General features: G+C 59.2%; 14 protein-coding genes. 6 read left to right on the top strand and 8 right to left on the bottom strand.

The features are described from left to right. Window positions 1-92 precede the first annotated feature (92 nt). Window positions 93-1,307 (top strand): hypothetical protein, encoded by a 1,215-nt coding sequence (locus AAEZ05_RS13385; RefSeq protein ID WP_152644238.1) that lies wholly within the window; start codon window positions 93-95, stop codon window positions 1,305-1,307. Between the two features lie 71 nt (window positions 1,308-1,378). Here AAEZ05_RS13385 and AAEZ05_RS13380 read toward each other — a convergent pair whose 3' ends face one another. The 3 genes from AAEZ05_RS13380 to AAEZ05_RS13370 form a co-directional block, all read right to left on the bottom strand. Further along, window positions 1,379-1,579, bottom strand: a complete 201-nt coding sequence (locus AAEZ05_RS13380) for a hypothetical protein (RefSeq protein ID WP_152644237.1) — start codon at window positions 1,577-1,579, stop codon at window positions 1,379-1,381. A gap of 67 nt (window positions 1,580-1,646) precedes the next feature. Beyond that, window positions 1,647-2,432 carry a siderophore-interacting protein gene (locus tag AAEZ05_RS13375; protein WP_045058038.1) on the bottom strand — a complete coding sequence of 262 codons (786 nt, stop codon included), beginning with the start codon at window positions 2,430-2,432 and terminating at the stop codon, window positions 1,647-1,649. After that, window positions 2,429-3,004 (bottom strand): PadR family transcriptional regulator, encoded by a 576-nt coding sequence (locus AAEZ05_RS13370; protein WP_045058037.1) that lies wholly within the window; start codon window positions 3,002-3,004, stop codon window positions 2,429-2,431. The genes AAEZ05_RS13375 and AAEZ05_RS13370 overlap by 4 nt, the downstream gene beginning before the upstream one ends. A gap of 306 nt (window positions 3,005-3,310) precedes the next feature. Here AAEZ05_RS13370 and AAEZ05_RS13365 point away from each other — a divergent pair, with 306 nt between their 5' ends. Next, window positions 3,311-3,634 carry a hypothetical protein gene (locus AAEZ05_RS13365; RefSeq protein ID WP_045058036.1) on the top strand — a complete coding sequence of 108 codons (324 nt, stop codon included), beginning with the start codon at window positions 3,311-3,313 and terminating at the stop codon, window positions 3,632-3,634. Window positions 3,635-3,699: 65 nt separating this feature from the next. On the opposite strand, the gene AAEZ05_RS13360 is transcribed toward AAEZ05_RS13365, so the two are convergent. Next, entirely contained in the window at window positions 3,700-6,819 is a 3,120-nt protein-coding gene (locus tag AAEZ05_RS13360; protein WP_350647722.1) for a transglycosylase domain-containing protein, read from the bottom strand. A 635-nt stretch (window positions 6,820-7,454) separates the two neighbouring features. On the opposite strand from AAEZ05_RS13360, the gene AAEZ05_RS13355 reads away from it, so the two are divergent. The 4 genes from AAEZ05_RS13355 (at window position 7,455) to AAEZ05_RS13340 (ending at window position 11,867) form a co-directional block, all read left to right on the top strand. Beyond that, window positions 7,455-8,876, top strand: a complete 1,422-nt coding sequence (locus AAEZ05_RS13355; RefSeq protein WP_045058034.1) for an amino acid permease — start codon at window positions 7,455-7,457, stop codon at window positions 8,874-8,876. A gap of 168 nt (window positions 8,877-9,044) precedes the next feature. Next, entirely contained in the window at window positions 9,045-9,419 is a 375-nt protein-coding gene (locus tag AAEZ05_RS13350) for a GtrA family protein (RefSeq protein WP_045058033.1), read from the top strand. Continuing rightward, the gene (locus AAEZ05_RS13345; protein WP_350647719.1) at window positions 9,416-10,357 is read left to right on the top strand and encodes a glycosyltransferase family 2 protein; all 942 of its coding nucleotides are present in this window, start codon (window positions 9,416-9,418) and stop codon (window positions 10,355-10,357) included. Before AAEZ05_RS13350 ends, AAEZ05_RS13345 begins: the two co-directional genes overlap by 4 nt. A gap of 1 nt (window position 10,358) precedes the next feature. Next, on the top strand, window positions 10,359-11,867 hold the full coding sequence (locus AAEZ05_RS13340) for a glucosyltransferase domain-containing protein (protein ID WP_045058031.1): 1,509 nt from the start codon (window positions 10,359-10,361) through the stop codon (window positions 11,865-11,867). A 27-nt stretch (window positions 11,868-11,894) separates the two neighbouring features. On the opposite strand, the gene AAEZ05_RS13335 is transcribed toward AAEZ05_RS13340, so the two are convergent. The 4 genes from AAEZ05_RS13335 to AAEZ05_RS13320 are packed head-to-tail and all read right to left on the bottom strand — an operon-like array spanning window position 11,895 to window position 17,942. Next, complete coding sequence (locus AAEZ05_RS13335; protein ID WP_045058030.1) at window positions 11,895-13,259, bottom strand: ATP-binding protein; 1,365 nt, start codon at window positions 13,257-13,259, stop codon at window positions 11,895-11,897. After that, window positions 13,256-15,067 (bottom strand): DAHL domain-containing sensor histidine kinase, encoded by a 1,812-nt coding sequence (locus AAEZ05_RS13330; protein ID WP_350647717.1) that lies wholly within the window; start codon window positions 15,065-15,067, stop codon window positions 13,256-13,258. The genes AAEZ05_RS13335 and AAEZ05_RS13330 overlap by 4 nt, the downstream gene beginning before the upstream one ends. After that, window positions 15,064-16,023: a cytochrome-c peroxidase gene (locus tag AAEZ05_RS13325; protein WP_045058028.1), complete on the bottom strand. Its 960-nt coding sequence runs from the start codon at window positions 16,021-16,023 to the stop codon at window positions 15,064-15,066. Before AAEZ05_RS13325 ends, AAEZ05_RS13330 begins: the two co-directional genes overlap by 4 nt. 44 nt (window positions 16,024-16,067) lie before the next feature. Then, window positions 16,068-17,942, bottom strand: a complete 1,875-nt coding sequence (locus tag AAEZ05_RS13320) for a putative bifunctional diguanylate cyclase/phosphodiesterase (RefSeq protein WP_350647715.1) — start codon at window positions 17,940-17,942, stop codon at window positions 16,068-16,070. Between the last annotated feature and the right edge of the window lie 169 nt (window positions 17,943-18,111).

Below are 18,111 nucleotides of genomic sequence, written 5' to 3'. Positions count from 1 at the left end.
ATAAACTTTGCTGTCTGGATTGCATCCGTAATGAAAGCGCTGAGTTAATGGAGGTCGGTGCCGTATTTAATGTTTAAAGGGAAGCAAGATAAATGGACCTATCGCGTATTTCTACTTCAATACTTCTTCGCGGTTTACTGGTAGCTGTCCTCGCAGGCGCTGCAGGGATAGCCTGTGCGGCTAACGTTGATATTGATTTTGAGTTTGTGCCAGACAAGGGCGCTCCCGACAAAAAATTCACTAACAAATCGTCTATCACCGGGATCTGTGCAGAGCACCCCGATAAGTGCGCCGCACCGCACACAGGAAGTTCGAAAGTAAATGTCCGGTTCAACAGTGGCCCCATCTATGACCTCCGAGAAAATACGGTCCAGTTCAGGATACCGTCTGCCTCGCGCTTCTCGGTAAAAGGCGTCAACGGAAAGCAATATTCGGTAACACTTCATATACGCGGTGTTGGTGCCCGATATGATCTTAGCCCTGCGACCGTCTTGTCTATCACGGGCAAGAACCCACCAGAGGGGCATAAGTCTTTGTGGGTCGGTGGATGGTTTCAGGACATCAATGCTCCATGCCGCGCTGTACCTGGCCTTGATTCGGGAAAGTCGATGGGTTTGTACAATTTTTTCTGGTACGGCCCGGAGGGGGCAGTCTGCGGGAAAAAGACACGGTACAGTCTTCCCGGGCTGTATCTTGACTCGATGAACTTTATTTATGAGGTCGATACACCCAACCCTTATGAAATGGATGCAGGGATCTACGAAGGCCTCATTAATTATAATGTGGCGACCGAGTTTGAACCTGGTTATTTTCTGACGCCGTATCAGAGCAATATCTCGGTGAAAGTCACGCTGAGAGTCACTCACGTGTTGCGGGTCAATATCTTTGGTGGCAATAAAGTGGTGCTTTCCCCTCCGAGAGGCTGGGATCACTGGGAGAGCATTGGGCGACCGCCAACATTTTTGCTGGGTCAAACTGGCTTCCATCTCGACGCTTCTTCACCGTTTACCGTGAAATTACGTTGCGAGATGACCCTGTCTAGTGACTGCGCTTTGAAAAGTACGACTGGCAAGCTTGTAAAGCTGGATACCTTTTTCCAAGCGCCTGCAGGCCTGATAGATGAGGCGGGAGGCTGGGTGCCAGTTTATAAGCTCTCGGCATTGATCCCGAAAAAATTCAAAGTTTCCAATTACGTTTCAGCTCCGGGGAGACTGTCTTTTGAAATCCCGGCCAGTAGGGTCCCATCGATGGAGACCGGTACGACGTATTCGGGCACTGTCACGGTGATCTGGGATTCGCAGGTTTGAACGCAGAACCAGCCACCGTCGAGTGACTGGTTTGCCAGCGGATCAGGAACCCCGCATTTAAAGGTCGAGATCTATGATTCTAATGTAACGTTCAGCATTTTGAATTCCTCCAGCGCCTGAATCAACGCCGGCATATCGTCGTAATTCCGACGCGCATGGAGCGGGTCGCAGGCGGCCTGCTGATCCAGGCCGGGCAGCCACTGCTGGGCTGGATTCGCCGCCGTAATGCCGCATACATGAGGACAATCTTTTTTCTTCAGTACCTGCCGCAATCCCCGGTAAGGCTCGGCAGGTCAGCGACGCTTTGAGGGCGGCGTTATGCGTTGCCCTGCGCCAGCTTCATTGTTCAACCGTGTCGTCCAGCCGCCAGTAACCCGCCGCCTTGACGAATTGATCGTCCAGCCCATGCTCATCCAGCAGCACCCGGCGAATCTGCCGCGAGGTCCTGGCCTCGGTCGCCACCCAGGCGTAAAGGTTGCCTGCAGGTACCTGCAGTTGTTTGACCGTGCGCAACAGGTGGTCCTTGCCACCTTCGCGCAAGACCCAGATCACCTGGACCTCGGCCGGGCTTTCAAGCTTTTGCTGCTCGGCGCCGTTCTCCACTTCGACGATCACCAGGGCCCGCCGATTGGCCGCCAGGCCTTCCAGGCGCCGGGCGATGGCGGGCAGGGCGGTTTCGTCGCCGATCAGCAGGTAACTGTCGAAGATATCCGGCACGATCATCGACCCCCGTGGCCCGCCGATGTGCAGGAACTGCCCGGGTTCGGCCTGTTCGGCCCAGGTCGCGGCGGGGCCGTCGCCGTGCAGCACGAAGTCGATGTCCAGCTCCAGCGTATCCAGGTCGTAGCGACGCGGGGTGTAGTCGCGCATGGCCGGCAGCGGTTGCTCGGTTTTGCCGGCGCCGAGTACCAGGGTTTCCAGCGCCGCTGTTTCAGCCGCATTCTGTGGGAACAGCAGTTTGACGTGGTCATCGGTACCGAGGCTGATGAAGCCCGCCAGTTCCGGCCCGCCCAAGGTAATGCGCCGCATGCGTGGTGTCAGGTCGACCACGCGCAAGACTTCCAGGCGCCGGCGTTTAATCTCGTGCGTGACACGGTGAATGGTTTGGGTCTGCACTGCAGTCATTCGGCTTTCTCCTGGGCTGCTTGAACGGCAGGGCCGTCGACGATGGCTTTGGCGGTGTTATTGAGCAGGCTGGCGACACGGACGATTTCTGCCGCGCTCCAGCGACCGTGGTGCAGTTGCAGGGCATGGCGCAGGTTATGCACCGCTTCGTGAATTTCAGCGGGGCGGTCATGGCCGCGTAACGACCGTTTGCTGACATCGATGCGCATGCGCACGCCGTCCAGCGCCACGGCTTGCTCGCTCAGGGACAAGCGGCCGGCGTCGGTGATGCGGTAACTTTTTTTCCCGCCGTCGGCGTCGCCCTGAATCATTTCGCTTTCTTCAAGGAAGGTCAGGGTCGGGTAGATCACTCCGGGGCTGGGGCTGTAGGCACCGTCGAACAGGCCTTCAATCTGGCGGATCAGGTCATAACCATGGCAGGGCTGCTCGGCGATCAGCGCCAGCAGCAGCAGCTTCAGGTCGCCCGGGGCGAACACCCGTGGGCCACGGCCGCCCCGCTCGCGGCCTGGGCGTTTTTCGAAGCCGTCGCGGCCATCGCCGTGTTCACGGTGGGGGGAATGATGGTCTCTCATTTTTCTTGCTCTATGTCGTGTTTAGATAGAGCGTAAGATATATCTTATTGATGGGCAATGTCGCTCGACGAACGGTTGCCTGGCAGGCAATACCCTAAAAGCGTTTTGCGCAGGCGAGTGCGAGGGCATGCGTGGGCGGCCGCTTATTGAAGCCAGGGAGCGGTTTATGAATGCGCCGTTCAAAAGGTTGTCAGGATGCTTACGCTCTTGATTTTGATAAGCTTTGCCAGCGATGTTTCCATGCAATGCGCTACGTGAGGTGCAAGCCCCAAGTTGTCCTTTATCTCAAGACCTTCCTGAACGCTCGTGCGCCGGGCCGCCTTCAGCCGGCGCCAGTGTACGGTTTTTGCGCACCTGGCTTGGAAGGCCCTGACTCATGTCCTGGATCAACTGATCTTCGATGGCTTGCTGGTCTTACGAGACCTCAAGGGCGCTGCCGATGAACACAAGGCGTTGCTGCAGGGCAATTACACCCGTCAGCACCAACTGCAACAACTGGCGGAGGCTCTTGAGCGCTTTGCGCAAAGGGTTGCCGACACTCCTGGGCCGTCACGGCAGACCTGCATGCGCTGGGCGCTTGCCTGGGCCGGATCGGCACCTGGCTCAAAAGCGTCGGCGATCAGTGGCTGACGCTGGAATTGCTCGTCTAGCAGGGTCATGCACAGCAACCACTGCTGGACAAGGCGGCGTCGCGATTAGTTCGAAGAAAGCCGAGAAACCACCGGCGGCTGGCACTGGGTCTGGCTACCGGGTTGCAGGTAGGGCGTGAGTATCGGCGCCATCCCCTTGAGCACCTGCACCGGCAGGGCAGAAGTGAACTTGAACGCTTCAGCCGTGCGACCGGGTACGAATGCGGTCATGGTGCCGAAGTGGGTATCGCCGATAAAAAACACGAAGGTGGCCGTGCGGTTGATCGACTTCGAACTGAGTATCCGCCCGCCCGAACCGATGGCTTCGATACGGTTATCCCCGGTGCCTGTCTTGCCGCCCATGGCCAATGGTTTGCCGTCGGGCGTGATGAAACTACCGGAGACCCGTTTGGCCGTGCCGGCATCTACCACCTGCGACAGGGCTTCGCGCATGGCCCTGGCAACCTCGGTTGGCATGACCCGTTTGCCGGCATCCGGATTACTGATCAAGCTGGTTTCATAGGGCGTGTTCACCGCGAAGTGAAGGCTGTCGATGCGCAGCGTCGGCATGCGCACACCGTCGTTGAGAATGGTCCCGATCAGCTCAGCCAGCGCCGCCGGGCGATCGCCCGAGCTGCCGATGGCAGTGGCCAGTGAGGGCACCAGGTGATCGAACGGATAGCCGACTTTCTGCCAGCGCTGGTGAATGTCGAGGAAAGCCTCGATCTCCAGCATGGTGCGGATGCGACTGTCCCGGGCGCCTTTGTGTCGGCTCTTGAACAGCCAGCTGTAGACTTCCTGGCGCTCGAACTGGCTGGCCTTGACGATCTGGCTGAACTTGGCGTCGGGGTTGTTGAGCAGGTAACCCATCAACCACAGGTCCAGGGGGTGGACCTTGGCGATGAAGCCCTGGTCGGGCAGGTCGTAGGCGCCAGGACGATAGTTTTCGTAGAGCCGCTCAAGGCGTTCGTCCGTGAGTTTTTCCGTGAGCTTGGCGCCTTTGAGGTGCGAACGGACGAAGCTGTTGAAGCTTTCCTGGCTGGCTTGCGGCAGCAGGTAACGATGCACTGCGGCCATGCGAATCGGCGTCGGCCGCATGCCGTCGAGGAAGGTTTCGAGGCGCGCCTGGGTGTCCTTGTTCTTGTACTTTTTCCAGAATTTCAGCAGGAACGAAGTGCCTTCGCGGTCGGCGAAACTGGCCAGGTACTCTTGGCGTCTGGGGTCGCGGTCGTCCTTGAGCAATTCGGCACTGTTGTTCGGGCCGGAGTAGGTGGTGTAGCGCACCAGGTCGCGCATCAGGCGGATGAAAGGCAAGTTGATCGACTCACGCAGCGCGTCGCGCAAGGTGGGCAGGCGTCCGTTGTCCTCTTTGCGAAAGTTGTTGAAGGTGTGCAATCCGCCGCCGGTGAAGAAGGCTTCGCCGGGGCTGGCGGAGTATTTTCGATCAAGCGCGGCACCGAGCATGGTTTGCAGGTTGCGGTCCTTGTTCTGGATGAAGTAATCGATGGCCCAGCGGCTCAGGCGATCCTGGTCCGGGACCTCGACTTTCTTCAGTTCCGGCACGGTCATGGCGGCATATTTATCATGCAGCTCGGCGATGATTTGCAGATAAGTCGTCATCACCCGCATTTTCGCGGTTGAGCCCAGCTCCAGCTTGCTGCCTTCGTTGATGTCGAAGGGCTGGTCGGTGCTGTCGGTCTGGACTCGTACCCGGGAACCGTCCGGGGTCAGTTCGAACAGGGTGAAGCTGTAGCGCACCTGGGCGGTGCTGGTGGGGGTCAGCAGACGTTCGCCCATCAGGCCGATTTGCGCGGCGAAGACGGGGTCGGCCAAGTGCTTGAGGTACTCGGTGGCCTGGGTTTGCAGGTCGCCTTGCAGGGTGCTGGTGGCCGACAGGTCAAGCCGGTCGAGATCGTACAGCGGACGGTTGAGCAGGCCGCCGAGACGACTGCGGGCGACGCTGATGCCTTTATTGGTTTCGATCGGCTGGATAGTCGGCTGCGTGGCCCAGTCGCGATAGGTGACTTTGCTGGCCAGTGCGGCGGCCGACAGCGGCGCGTCGATCACGCCATTCTGCGCCAGTAAGCGAATGTGGCTGTCGGTGAGGCTGGCCAGTTCATCGTGGCCTTTGGTCAGGTAATGCGAAGGGCGGCGCTGGGCGATCATCAGCGATAACATTTCGCGCAGGGCCAGGCCTTTTTCCGCCAGGCTTTTCGGATCCGTCTGAGTGCTGGCCAGGCGTTGGTTGGCCTGGTTGAAATCGGCTCCGTACCAGACGCGCAAACCCTCGGCCATGCCGTGCACTTCGCCATGCCCGGGCACGGCGGACAGGGGCACGCTGTTGAGGTAGTCACGCACAACGTTTTGCCGGGCGACCAGGGTGTCGGGCCCGGCCTGATAAGCGCGCACGGTGGCTGAAATCATCTGCCGGATCTTTTCCGCACCGGACACCGTCAGGCCATCGGGCGAATGCCGGTATTTTTCCAGCTGGGTCGCCAGTGTGCTGCCGCCTGCCGACTGACCGGGCATGTGCAGCAATTTTGCAACCTGCGACCAGGCGGCCATGCCGAACCGTGGCCAGTCCACCGCCGGGTTGGCATGGGGCTGACGCGGGTCGAGCAGGAAGCGGTTTTCGATAAACAGCAGGCTGCTGACCACCACTGGCGGAATCGCATCGAAGCTTGCGTACAACTGTTGCGGGTATTTGTATTGATACAAGGGGGCCGCCCGGCAGTCAGTGATTGACAGCCCGGCCTGGATTTTTTCCGCGTAGGGGACAAACAAGCCTTTGTCGCTGTAGTCCATCAACGCCTGGGAGAAACGGGTTTGCGACTTCACCACGTAATCACGCTTGATCAGGCGTGGTAGAAATTCCCCGAGGGAGCTGTAGCCCAGGCGCAGGTCAAAAGGACCCGCGCCGGGATAGCGAATGGCATCGCTTGGACCGGGTTGCAGGTCGTAATTGAGCGTCGCGGCATACTTGCTGACCTCCCTGGACTGGAATTTCGAGGTGCGCATTTCCTTGGCGGCCGCCAAGCCGACGACGATGAGGATAATCAACAGCAACAGGAAAAAAGCCTTCCACCCATGTTTTGAACCACGGGGTTTTTCAGGTGACGGCGCTTCATCCACAGCTTCAGTCTGGACCACGGTTTTACTCGAATCGGTTTGCCACAAAGCGCCCATAGTCGACTGATCCATTCACGCAGATTGATCGGACTTGTCTGAAGCTTAGTCGGTGGTTGGCGATGGCGAAAAAATTGTGAACAAGCTTGTGCGCAGGAGCCTACAGGAGCCCGCAGGAGCCCGTAGGAGCTGTCGAGTGAAACGAGGCTGCGATCTTTTGATCTTGTGTTTAAAAAAACGGATCAAAAGATCGCAGCCTCGTTTCACTCGACAGCTCCTACAAGTTGTATTGCAAGTTGGAATGCAGGTTGGAATGCAAGTAATGCCCAGGATTTGCCCGACAGGCTTGAGATAGAGCTGTTCGCGGGTAAATACGGCCTAAGTAGGGACATGACGACGCACCAATAGCGTGCAATACTTCGCGCCGTTTTAGCTGCGAAAATTCCTACAAGGTCCAGGTAATGCCCCTCCGCAAACCGGTCTTTCCCCGAGAGTTCTCGCTGAATGTCGTGGTTTATAGAGTGAAAAACCCTGCCGTAAGCTTTTTATACTGCACGCCCCGCTGATCTTGGAGGTTTTGTCCTACAAGACGGTTCTGCCCACGAAGCAGGTCCGGTTTCAGGCAAGCAATGGCGACCCGCCCGCGCTTGGTTACTCGGTGGTCATATCCAATAACAAGACGAGGTTGTACCCCCATGCCAGTCGGCAATCACCTGCCCCACGGCGAGACCGCTCAGGGCGGCCCGCTTAAACGCGAACTCGGCGAACGGCATATTCGCTTGATGGCGCTCGGTGCCTGTATCGGCGTCGGTCTGTTCCTTGGTTCGGCCAAGGCCATCGAAATGGCCGGCCCGGCCATCATGCTTTCCTACATCATCGGCGGTCTGGCGATCCTGGTGATCATGCGCGCGCTCGGTGAGATGGCCGTGCATAACCCGGTCGCCGGGTCTTTCAGCCGTTACGCTCAAGATTACCTGGGCCCGTTGGCGGGCTTCCTCACCGGTTGGAACTACTGGTTCCTGTGGCTGGTGACCTGCGTGGCGGAAATCACCGCCGTGGCGGTGTACATGGGTGTGTGGTTCCCCGAGGTACCGCGCTGGATCTGGGCCCTGGCGGCGTTGATCAGCATGGGCTCGATTAACCTGATCGCTGTGAAAGCCTTCGGCGAATTCGAATTCTGGTTCGCCCTGATCAAGATCGTCACCATCATTGCCATGGTGATCGGCGGTGTTGGCGTGATCGCGTTCGGCTTCGGCAACGACGGCGTGGCGCTGGGGATTTCCAATCTCTGGGCCCACGGCGGTTTCATGCCCAACGGCGTACAGGGCGTGTTGATGTCCCTGCAGATGGTGATGTTCGCCTACCTCGGCGTCGAGATGATCGGCCTGACCGCCGGCGAAGCGAAAAACCCGCAGAAGACAATCCCGAACGCGATCGGCTCGGTGTTCTGGCGCATTCTGCTGTTCTACGTCGGCGCGCTCTTCGTGATCCTGTCGATCTACCCGTGGAACGAAATCGGCACCCAGGGCAGCCCGTTCGTGATGACCTTCGAGCGTCTGGGCATCAAGACTGCAGCCGGTATCATTAACTTCGTGGTGATTACCGCTGCGCTGTCGTCCTGCAACGGCGGCATTTTCAGCACCGGGCGCATGCTTTACAGCCTGGCGCAGAATGGCCAGGCCCCGGCCGGTTTTGCCACGACCTCGAGCAACGGCGTACCGCGTCGCGCACTGCTGCTGTCGATCGGCGCCTTGCTGCTGGGCGTGCTGCTCAACTACCTGGTGCCTGAGAAAGTCTTCGTCTGGGTGACGGCAATTGCCACCTTTGGCGCGATCTGGACGTGGGTGATGATCCTGTTGGCCCAGCTCAAATTCCGCAAAGGCCTGAGCGCCAGCGAACGTGCCGGCCTGAAATACAAGATGTGGCTGTTCCCGGTCAGCTCGTACCTGGCGCTGGCGTTCCTGGTGCTGGTGGTGTGCCTCATGGCCTACTTCCCGGACACCCGCGTGGCGCTGTATGTCGGCCCGGCCTTCCTGGTGCTGCTGACGGTGTTGTTCTACGTGTTCAAATTGCAGCCGACCAATGTATCCCAGGGTGCGGTGCGTTCAGCTCCCTGAGTCTACGTAGGTGAAATGCCCAAGCCCCGGTCTGTCGATCGGGGTTTTTTTTTTGAAAAGGACCTCACCGCCGGTCTGAAAAATACCCCCGCCTGTGATTTCTGACAGTCGCCAAGCTCAAACCCTTATGTGCCGAGGATGACGGTAGTCAGCAACGGAGGGGGCGCCATGAGACGCTTGTGGAAAGGAATGTCCAGCTACACGGTGATCGGGATTGCAAATACGCTGATCCATTGGCAGATTTTTTTCCTGCTCAGCGTGGCGGCTGACTTCAGCCAGGCCAGCAGTAACCTCATGGCGTTCTGCGTGGCCGCCTCTTTCTCTTTCTACATGAACGCGCAATTCACCTTCGACGGCAAAACGTCGGTCGCCAACTATGCTCTATTCCTGGTGACCATGGGTGCCTTGAGTCTGGGGGTGGGCCATGTTGCCGACGTCTGGCGACTGCATGGCCTGCTCACGGTCGGGCTGTTTTCCGCATTGAGCCTGGTGCTGGGTTTCCTCTTCTCCAAATACGTTGTCTTCCGCGAGCATCAGGTATGAAAATCTCGCTCATCGTGCCGGTGTTCAATGAAGAGCAGGCCATCAATCTGTTTTACCAGGCCGTGCGCAACGAGCTGAAACTGGACCAGACCGAAGTCGAAATTGTTTTCATCAACGACGGCAGCACGGACCGTACAGCCGAACAGGCGGCCGCGCTCGCGCAGGTCGACGAGCAGGTCGTGCTGATCAATTTTTCGCGTAATTTTGGCAAGGAACCCGCGCTGTTCGCCGGCCTTGAACATGCCACCGGCGATGCGGTGATTCCCATGGACGTCGACCTGCAGGACCCGATCAGCGTAATCCCGTTGTTGATCGAACAGTGGTTGAAGGGGGCGGACGTGGTGCTTGCCAAGCGCCGTGATCGCAGCGCCGACAGCTACATGAAGCGCCACAGTGCATCACTTTTCTACCACCTGCTCAATCGCATTTCCTACACCCGCATCGAAGAAAATGTCGGCGATTTCCGGCTGATGGACCGCAAGGTCGTCGACGTGATTCGCGCGCTGCCGGAACATCAGCTGTTCATGAAAGGCGTGCTGTCCTGGGCCGGTTTCAACACCGTGGTGGTGGAGTCCGAGCGCGCCTCGCGTGTGGCCGGCAACAGCAAATTCAACGGCTGGAAACTGTGGAACCTGGCGTTGGAGGGCGTGACCTCGTTCAGCACGGTGCCGTTGCGCCTGTGGACCTACATCGGTGGTGCCATTTCAGTCTTTGCCGTGCTGTATGCGGTGTACATGGTGCTGGACAAGATCTTCTTTGGTAACAGCGTCCCTGGGTACCCCTCGCTGATGACCGCCATTCTGTTTCTCGGCGGTGTTCAACTGATCGGCATCGGCATTCTCGGCGAGTACGTCGGCCGCATCTACATCGAGGCCAAGCATCGACCGCGTTATGTGATAAGGGACATCGTAGGCGCCAGGCAGGGGCGCGATCTTTAACATGGGCCGACTGCGTGACGCTCTCACCCGTGAGCTGGGGCGGCGCCAGGCCTGGTGGTTGTTTGTGCTGGCGACGCTGGTGTATGTGTTGCCGCTGATCCTTGCCGACTACCGCTATATCGATGACAACTGGCGCGCGTTGTCGGGCGGCATGGAATGGGCAGGGCAGGGACGGTTGTTCGCCGAGCTGATGTACAACGCCCTGACTTTGAGCCCTGGCGCGCCGAACATTTTTCCGTTGCCGCTGTTGATCGCCACGCTGGCCATGGCTTCGGCCTTGACCCGCCTGACGTTTCACTACTGGCGCGAGCCCAGGGTCTCCAACTGCCTGGTGGTGTTGCCCCTGTGGTACAACCCGTTTTTTCTGCAGAACCTGTCTTATCAATACGATGGCCCTGCGATGGCATTGAGCGTGGTGGCGGTCGTCTACGCGATCAGTTTTCACCACCCCTCGCGCATCCTGCAGTGGCTTGTGCCGGCCGGTCTGGTGGCGCTGGGTTTGGGCTTGTATCAGATTAGTTTTAATGTGTTCCTGGGCTTGTGCTGCCTGGAGGTCCTGAAGGGCGCCCATGACCAGCTGGAATGGCGCAAGTGGCGAGATCTGATCGGCTGGAGAATCGCCCAGGCGGCCCTTGGCGCGTTGATCTACGGCGTGACCGCCTACCCGTTTACCGAGGCAAATCGCACCTTGTTATTGAACCTGGACGCCGATCCCTGGCTGCAGGTGCTGATCAATATCGGCCGCGTACTGGAAAAGGTGCAGTTGCTGTTCCATGGCGGCTTTACCTGGGTGTTGGCCGGGCTGCTGTTGTGTGCAATAGCGGGCGCCGCAGGGCTGGGGCGCGAGATTTCCAGGCGTCCGGACAGCGCAGCCAAACGCCTGTCCATCGGCCTGGTATGCCTGCTGACCCTACCGCTGGTGACCTTGCTTGTGTCGGGCATGGCGCTGTTATTTCGCGACTTCAACGAAGGCGCCAGAACCTTGATGGGCTTCGCCGTGCTGCTGGTGCTGCTGTTCTACCTCGGCCACCTGGCATTGGCGCGGCTTCACCCGCGCCTGCCGCTGCTGCTGGCCTTACCGCTGCTGGCGATGCTGTCGCTGTCCTACGCCTACGGCCGGGTGCTGACCGTGCAGAAAGCCTTCGCCACCCAGGCCCTGGGCAGTCTTGCGCAAGACATCAGCGCCCATCGCGAGCTGCGCGAAGCCAAGCGTATCTACCTGTCGGTGACCTATTCCGACCACTGGCTGACCGGCGCGGCCGGTTCGTTCAGGCAGATGCCGGTGCTGCATTACCTGCTCAACATCGACTTCTACATACTGGCCGAGAACCTTCCCGGCGTCGGCATCACCAATGTGGTCGCCGAGAAGGAACGGCGCAATGCCACGCGCGTGGGATACCTGGCCTATCCAGCGCTGGTGGACAGGCCGTACTACCGGATATACCTGATTGGCGACTACGGGTTTATCGTCGTCAAGGAACCACCGCCGATCAAGACTTTGCGCTGGTGAACCCGCTGATGCCAGCCTCGCGGGGCGTCAGTCGACCTGGCTGCTCTGGCGAATGGGTAACTCGACCCGGAATGTGGTGCCCACGCCGACTTCACTGCGAACCGTGATTTCTCCGCGATGCTTCTTGATAATGCCGTAGGACAAGGACAATCCCAGGCCTGTGCCCTGGCCCACGGGTTTGGTGGTGAAAAACGGGTCGAAGATTTTCTGCAGGTTCTGCGGTGCGATGCCGGAGCCGGTGTCTTGCACTTCGATCCATACCGACTGCGCAGCATGCCCGGTGCGCAGGGTCAGGGTGCCGCGTTCCGGGCCAATCGCCTGGGAGGCATTGACGATCAGGTTCATGAACACCTGATTGATTTGTGAGGGCAGGCACTCGATGTCGGGTAGCACCTGATACTCCCTGAGCACATCGGCCTTGTACTTGAGTTCGTTGGCGACGATGTTCAGGGTCGACTCGATGCCCTGCTGCAGGTTGATCCACTGCCATTCCTGATTGGCGTCCACCCGGGAAAAATCCTTGAGGTCCCTGACTATCCGGCCGACCCGGTTGATGCCGTCCTTGGACTCCTTGATCAGCAGCGGAATGTCCTCGCGCAGGAAGTCCAGTTCAATCCGTTCGCGCAGCTGCTGCAGGCGTTCGGCCCACTCACCGGCCTGGATCAAGGTCTCTGCCTGTCCATAGGCATCGAGCATTTCCTGCAGTTGCTGGAAGTAGCCATCGAGCGTGCCGAGGTTGGATGAGATGAAGCCGATGGGATTGTTGATCTCATGGGCAACGCCGGCGGCGAGCTGCCCCAGCGACGCCAGTTTTTCCGATTGCACCAGTTGTGATTCAAGCTGTTTGCGCTCGTCGACTTCCCGCTGCACCAGATGCTCAAGATGATTCATCTGCAAGCTGGCCCGTTCTGTCATGTCCCATTTGGCCAGCAGGGTATTGGCCATTTGCTGCACTTCCACATTGTCGAACGGCTTTTTCAGAATCAGTACCCGGTCATGGGCGTGCAGGCGGTCGAGCAGTTCATCCCAGGAATAATCGGAGTAGGCGGTACACACCACCACTTGCAAGCGCGGGTCTGCCTGCCACAGTTGTTCGATGGTCTGGGCGCCGTCCCAGCCTTCGGGCATGCGCATGTCGACGAAGGCCAGGGCATAGGGTCGCTGTTGGTCCAGTGCCCACTTCAGTTTATTCAGGCCTTCCTGCCCTCCGTAGGCCGAATCCAGCTCAACCGTCACGCGGGTCGGTGCGGTCTCGCTGCCGAACAGGGTCGCTTCCATCGCATCCATCTCCTGCGTCTGCACCGGGGGAGGCATGAGGATCTTGCGAAAATCCGCATGAATGGACGGAGTGTCGTCGATCAGCAGGATGCGTCGGTTGAAACCCTCGCTCATGCTGGCTCCTGTACGAGGTGCAGCGGGATCCGCAAGGTGAACAGGGCGCCTTTGCCCGGGCCGTCGCTGTGGGCGGTGAGGTGGCCGTTCATCTCGATGGCGGCGAGGGCGCAGCTATGCAGACCGAAGCCGTGACCTTCCTTGCGGGTGGTAAAACCGTGGGCAAAGATCCGCGTGATGTTTTCCTCGGCAATGCCTTCGCCGTCGTCCTTGACGCTGACTTGCAGGGTTGTGTCATCGATGATTTTCACCGCCAGGGTCATTTGCCGCGCACGATTACTCAGGCCCGACATCGCGTATTTGGCGTTGCTGATCAGGTTGATCAGAATCAGCAGCAGCCGGTGCTTGTCACCCATGACTTGCGGCAATGCGCTGTAATCCTTGACCACCGTCACCTGATGTCGGGTCAGGGCGCCCGCGTTCATGCGCAGGGCGTCTTCGAGCAATTCGCTGATGTACAACGGCTCCATGAGGCTGTTGGCGCCCGCATAGGATTGCTGGGTGGCGACGATGTCCTTGATGTGATCGACGCTCTTGCTCAACTGCGCCAGTTCCTCGCTCATGCCCTGCTGCTCCAGGGCTATCGCTTCCACCAGTTGATTGAGGTAACCGGGAAGCAGTTTGCCTTTCGGGTCCTGGGTCAGGAAGGTGCCCAGATCCCCTGGATGATCGTTAATCAGCTGCATCGCCTTGGCCAGGCCCTGGGCCTTGCTGGCGCGCAGTTTACGAGTCACCAGGTCGGCGGAAATGTTGACGCTGTTGAGTACGTTGCCGACGTTGTGCAGCACGTTGGTCGCTATCTCGGCCATCCCGGCCTGGCGTGCAGTGTCGAGCAGTTCACTCTGGGTATCGCGCAGTTCACGGGTGCGTTTTTCTACCCGCAATTCGAGGTCGTCATTGGCGGCTTCCAGGGCTTGGTTGACTCGCTGGATCACCCTGAAACTGCGCATCAGGTGAATGGTCAGGTACACCAGGCACAGCACCAGCAACACTGAAAATATCAGCATGGAAAAGTGGTAGCGCTGGTCGACGGCTTCGGTCCTGTGCTGGTCAGTGTTGAGCAGGTCGGTAATGTCGTCCAGGCGTTCGGCCACGGGGATGGCCTCGATGTTTTCCAGCAGCCGGTTGACCAGTGGTTGTTCGCGCAGGATCAATGAGATATGGCTGCTGAGGATGTCGATCGGGCTGTGAAACTGCTCGGGCAGGCGTTCTTTGTTGACCTTCAGTTTGTTCAAGCCGAGCAGAATGTCGGCAGCCTTGCCATCAGAGGTGACCTGGGCGAATTCCAGGCTGCTGAGCAGCAAGTCATAGGTGTCAGTGGCGATGTTCTGCAACTGCAGTTTGTCGCCGTCCACCAGTTCGGCCAGTTGCGCCTGGATGTCGTCCTCGGCGGTGGGCAGAAACGCCAGTGAATTACGCAACACGGCGTTGTGCGACTTGAATTGTTCGACCAGGCGGGTTTTTTCCTTGAGGGCGGCAAGGAAGGCATCATGACTGGTGCGCCAGGCGGCCGAGGCATTGCGGTCGTGGCTTGACTCCATCGAATCGAATCGTTGCCAGAGCCGGGTCATCTCGGTGAGTGGCGAAACCAATGGGTCATAATTGTGGCTGATGGCGATCCTGGCCTTGAGGATTTCGGTTTCCCACTGCGCATTCAGCTGTTTGATGCGGCCGATCAAGTCCCTGGATTCGGCGTAGGTCGTGGTCTGGTCCGCGCTGGATTTGAGGTACAGGAACAGCAGCGTCGAGGCCAGCATCAGGGCGACGATGCCCAACAGCGTCATGTTGCGTCGGTAGGACAGTGTCATAAGGCTTTACCCTCCCATTCGCCGGTCAGGGTCTTGAGAAACTTGATGATCAGGTTTTTATCTTCGGCCGAAGGAATACGGCCGAGCTGGAACTTGAACATCACGTCCACCGCCTCTTCGAGCGTCGCGGCCGAGCCGTCGTGAAAATACGGCGCGGTGATTGCGACGTTGCGCAGGCTGGGCACCTTGAACACGTTGCGGTCCTCTTCGTCCCCGGTTACCAGGTATCGCCCCAGGTCGGCCTCCACCGGGTTGCCCCGCACCTGGAAGTAATCGCCCAGGACGCCGAACTTCTGGTACATGTTCCCGCCGATGTTCACCCCCTGGTGGCAAGCGATGCAGCCGTATTCCTTGAAACGCTGATAGCCGTACTTTTCCTCGCGACTGAGTATCTGGGTATCGCCCAGCAGGTACTGGTCGAACCGCGAGTTGGCGCTGATCAGCGTGCGCTCGTAACTGGCGAGGGCGTTCTGCACGTTGTCCCTGGTCACCCCGTCGGGGTAGGCGTTGGCAAATGAAGTGCGGTAGGCCGCATCGGCGGACAGGGTCTGCACCACGTGTTGCCAGTTGCTGCCCATCTCGCTGGGGCTCTGTACGACTTCGTCGATCTGGGCTTCCAGGGAGTCTGCGCGACCGTTCCAAAACTGCCGGAAATTCAGGCTGGCGTTGAGTACGCTGGGGGTATTGACCGCCACCGGAAGACCGGTAAAGCCAATCGAAAAGGCCTTGTTGTCGGCGCCGCCCCTGGTCAGATGGTGGCAGCTGGCACAGGACAGTGAACCATTGACCGACAAACGCGTTTCGTTGAACAACTGGCGCCCCAGTGCTACCCGCTGAGCGTCCTGTTGAGGCACCGCCGGCAGGGGTTTGAGCGGTTCGTCCAGCGGCGCGGCTTCGGCGCTCAGGCACACCCCGAGCACGGGTATCAGCAGCAGGTGGTGAAAGCGCAACCTCATCTGGTGTTTCCTTGGCGCTGGGCATGAGTGTCGTTGGATCGGATTCACGGGAGGTTCGACAAGGAGGGCCTCAGCGACTCCACATAGCGAACGAATACCTCGGGCTCCACCGCTTTGCTGAAGTAGTAGCCCTGGACTTCCTCACAGTGCTGGGCCTTGAGGAAGTCCAGTTGCTCAGCGGTTTCCACCCCTTCGGCAATGATGGTCAGCTTGAGGCTGCGCCCCAGGCTGATGATGGCGCTGACCAGCGCTGCGTCGTTGCTGTCGCTGCCCAAGCCGCGAATGAATGACTGGTCGATTTTCAGGACGTCGATGGGAAAGCGCCGCAAGTAACTCAGGCTGGAGTAACCGGTGCCGAAGTCGTCGATGGCCAGGCGCACCCCCAGTGCCTTGATCCGTTGCAGGGAGGTAACGGTGGACTCGATGTTTTGCATCAACACGCTTTCGGTGATCTCCAGCTCCAGAAGGGCCGGCTCCATGCCGGTTTGCGCGAGGATCTGCTCGATGCCATCGACAAAATCCCGCTGACGGAAATCAATGGCTGACATATTCACTGCCATGCAGATCGGTGGCAGCCCGGCTGCCCGCCACGCGCAGCTCTGTTGACAGGCTTCGGCCAGGACCCATTTGCTCAGCGGCACGATCAGGCCGCTGTCTTCGGCCACTGCGATGAATGCCGATGGATAGACCAGGCCGTGGCCGGGCTTGTGCCAGCGGATCAAGGCCTCGGCGCCGACCACCTGGCCACTGCGAAGGTCCAGCTTGGGTTGGTAGTGCAGGACAAATTCGTTGCGAGCCAGCGCCAGGCGGATCCCGGTCTCCATGCTTTGCTGGTACAAGGCGCGCTGGTTCATTTCTTCGATGAAAAAGCGGTAGCTGTCCGGGCCGGTCTCCTTGACGTTGCGCATTGCGGTTTCCGCTTTCTTGATCAGCGAAATCGCATCAAAACCGTCGTCCGGATAGAGGCTGATACCCAGGCTGGCGGTGACCCTCAATTCGTGGCCGGCAATGTGCTGGGGCGCCCGGATCGCGTTCAGGAGTTTCTCGGCGATGCCGGTGGTCTGCTGGGGATGGCGAATGTCGGCGAGGATCACCACGAACTCGTCCGAGCCATAGCGGAACACCGAGTCGGACGCACGCACCGCCGCCACCATGTTGCGCCCGACCAATTTGAGCATCTGGTCGCCGGCGGGATGGCCGAGCGCGTTGTTGATGCGCTTGAAGCGATCGAGCCCGAAAAACATCACCGCCAGTTGTTTGTCATGGCGCCGGGACAGGGCCAGTGACTGGTTCAAGCGGTCCCCGAGTAACGTGCTGTTGGGCAGTTCGGTGAGCACGTCGTATTGCAGCAGGTGCGAGACCTTGAGCAGTTCGTGCACCCGTGCCTCGATGGTCTGTTCCAGGCTCAAGACTTTTAATGCCGCGTCCTGGGCCATCTGCCATTTCCAGGTCATGGCGCTGGCCATCTGGCGGATTTCCAGGCTGTCGAAAGGCTTTTTCAGCACCAGCAATTGATCGCCGAATTCCAGCCGCTCGGCGATGTCTTCCCAGCTGTAGTCGGAGTAAGCCGTACACAGGGCGATCTGCAGCTGCGGGTCGGCCTTCCACAGTTGCTCGATGGTTTCCAGGCCATCCCAGCCCGGTGGCATGCGCATGTCGATGAAGGCCATCGCATAAGGTCGCCCCTCCACCAGGGCCTGCTGGACTCGCGCCAGGGCTTCCTGCCCCTGATAGGCGGAGTCGAGCTGGAATGTCAGGCGCTCCACCGGCTGCGTGCCGAACAGGGCTTCCTCGGCGTCGGCCAGGGCCAGTTCGTCGTCGATGGCGGGAGCGAGGATCTTGCGGAAATCCGCATGAATCGACGGTGCATCGTCGATGATCAGAATGCGCCGGTTGGTCCGCGCCAGCAGGGTCGTCATTGACGTGAGCCGAAGCCGGCAACGGTTTCGTGGAGTGTGCTCATAGGAGGGGTATCCTTTCCCTGATCACCTGGCCGAACGTACAGATAAAGGATCCGAGTCACCTGAGCATAGACCTCTGGCCAGTGCTTCGCGCTGGCAAAATGAAATCATTTGCCGGAAGGCGCTC

The organism is Pseudomonas sp. HY13-MNA-CIBAN-0226 (assembly GCF_040310305.1).
GTDB classification, from domain to species: Bacteria; Pseudomonadota; Gammaproteobacteria; order Pseudomonadales; family Pseudomonadaceae; genus Aquipseudomonas; species Aquipseudomonas gregormendelii.
The sequence above is the reverse complement of the archived record's forward strand: the minus strand, read 5'-3'. Positions and strand labels throughout refer to the sequence as shown.

Bases quoted from the DNA above. Each gene is read 5' to 3' on its own strand.
- AAEZ05_RS13355 (WP_045058034.1), top strand. From the start codon at position 7,455: ATGCCAGTCGGCAATCACCTGCCCCACGGCGAGACCGCTCAGGGCGGC.
- AAEZ05_RS13325 (WP_045058028.1), bottom strand. From the start codon at position 16,023: ATGAGGTTGCGCTTTCACCACCTGCTGCTGATACCCGTGCTCGGGGTG.
- AAEZ05_RS13335 (WP_045058030.1), bottom strand. From the start codon at position 13,259: ATGAGCGAGGGTTTCAACCGACGCATCCTGCTGATCGACGACACTCCG.
- AAEZ05_RS13375 (WP_045058038.1), bottom strand. From the start codon at position 2,432: ATGACTGCAGTGCAGACCCAAACCATTCACCGTGTCACGCACGAGATT.
- AAEZ05_RS13330 (WP_350647717.1), bottom strand. From the start codon at position 15,067: ATGACACTGTCCTACCGACGCAACATGACGCTGTTGGGCATCGTCGCC.
- AAEZ05_RS13385 (WP_152644238.1), top strand. From the start codon at position 93: ATGGACCTATCGCGTATTTCTACTTCAATACTTCTTCGCGGTTTACTG.
- AAEZ05_RS13320 (WP_350647715.1), bottom strand. From the start codon at position 17,942: ATGACGACCCTGCTGGCGCGGACCAACCGGCGCATTCTGATCATCGAC.
- AAEZ05_RS13360 (WP_350647722.1), bottom strand. From the start codon at position 6,819: ATGGGCGCTTTGTGGCAAACCGATTCGAGTAAAACCGTGGTCCAGACT.
- AAEZ05_RS13345 (WP_350647719.1), top strand. From the start codon at position 9,416: ATGAAAATCTCGCTCATCGTGCCGGTGTTCAATGAAGAGCAGGCCATC.
- AAEZ05_RS13340 (WP_045058031.1), top strand. From the start codon at position 10,359: ATGGGCCGACTGCGTGACGCTCTCACCCGTGAGCTGGGGCGGCGCCAG.
- AAEZ05_RS13370 (WP_045058037.1), bottom strand. From the start codon at position 3,004: ATGAGAGACCATCATTCCCCCCACCGTGAACACGGCGATGGCCGCGAC.
- AAEZ05_RS13350 (WP_045058033.1), top strand. From the start codon at position 9,045: ATGAGACGCTTGTGGAAAGGAATGTCCAGCTACACGGTGATCGGGATT.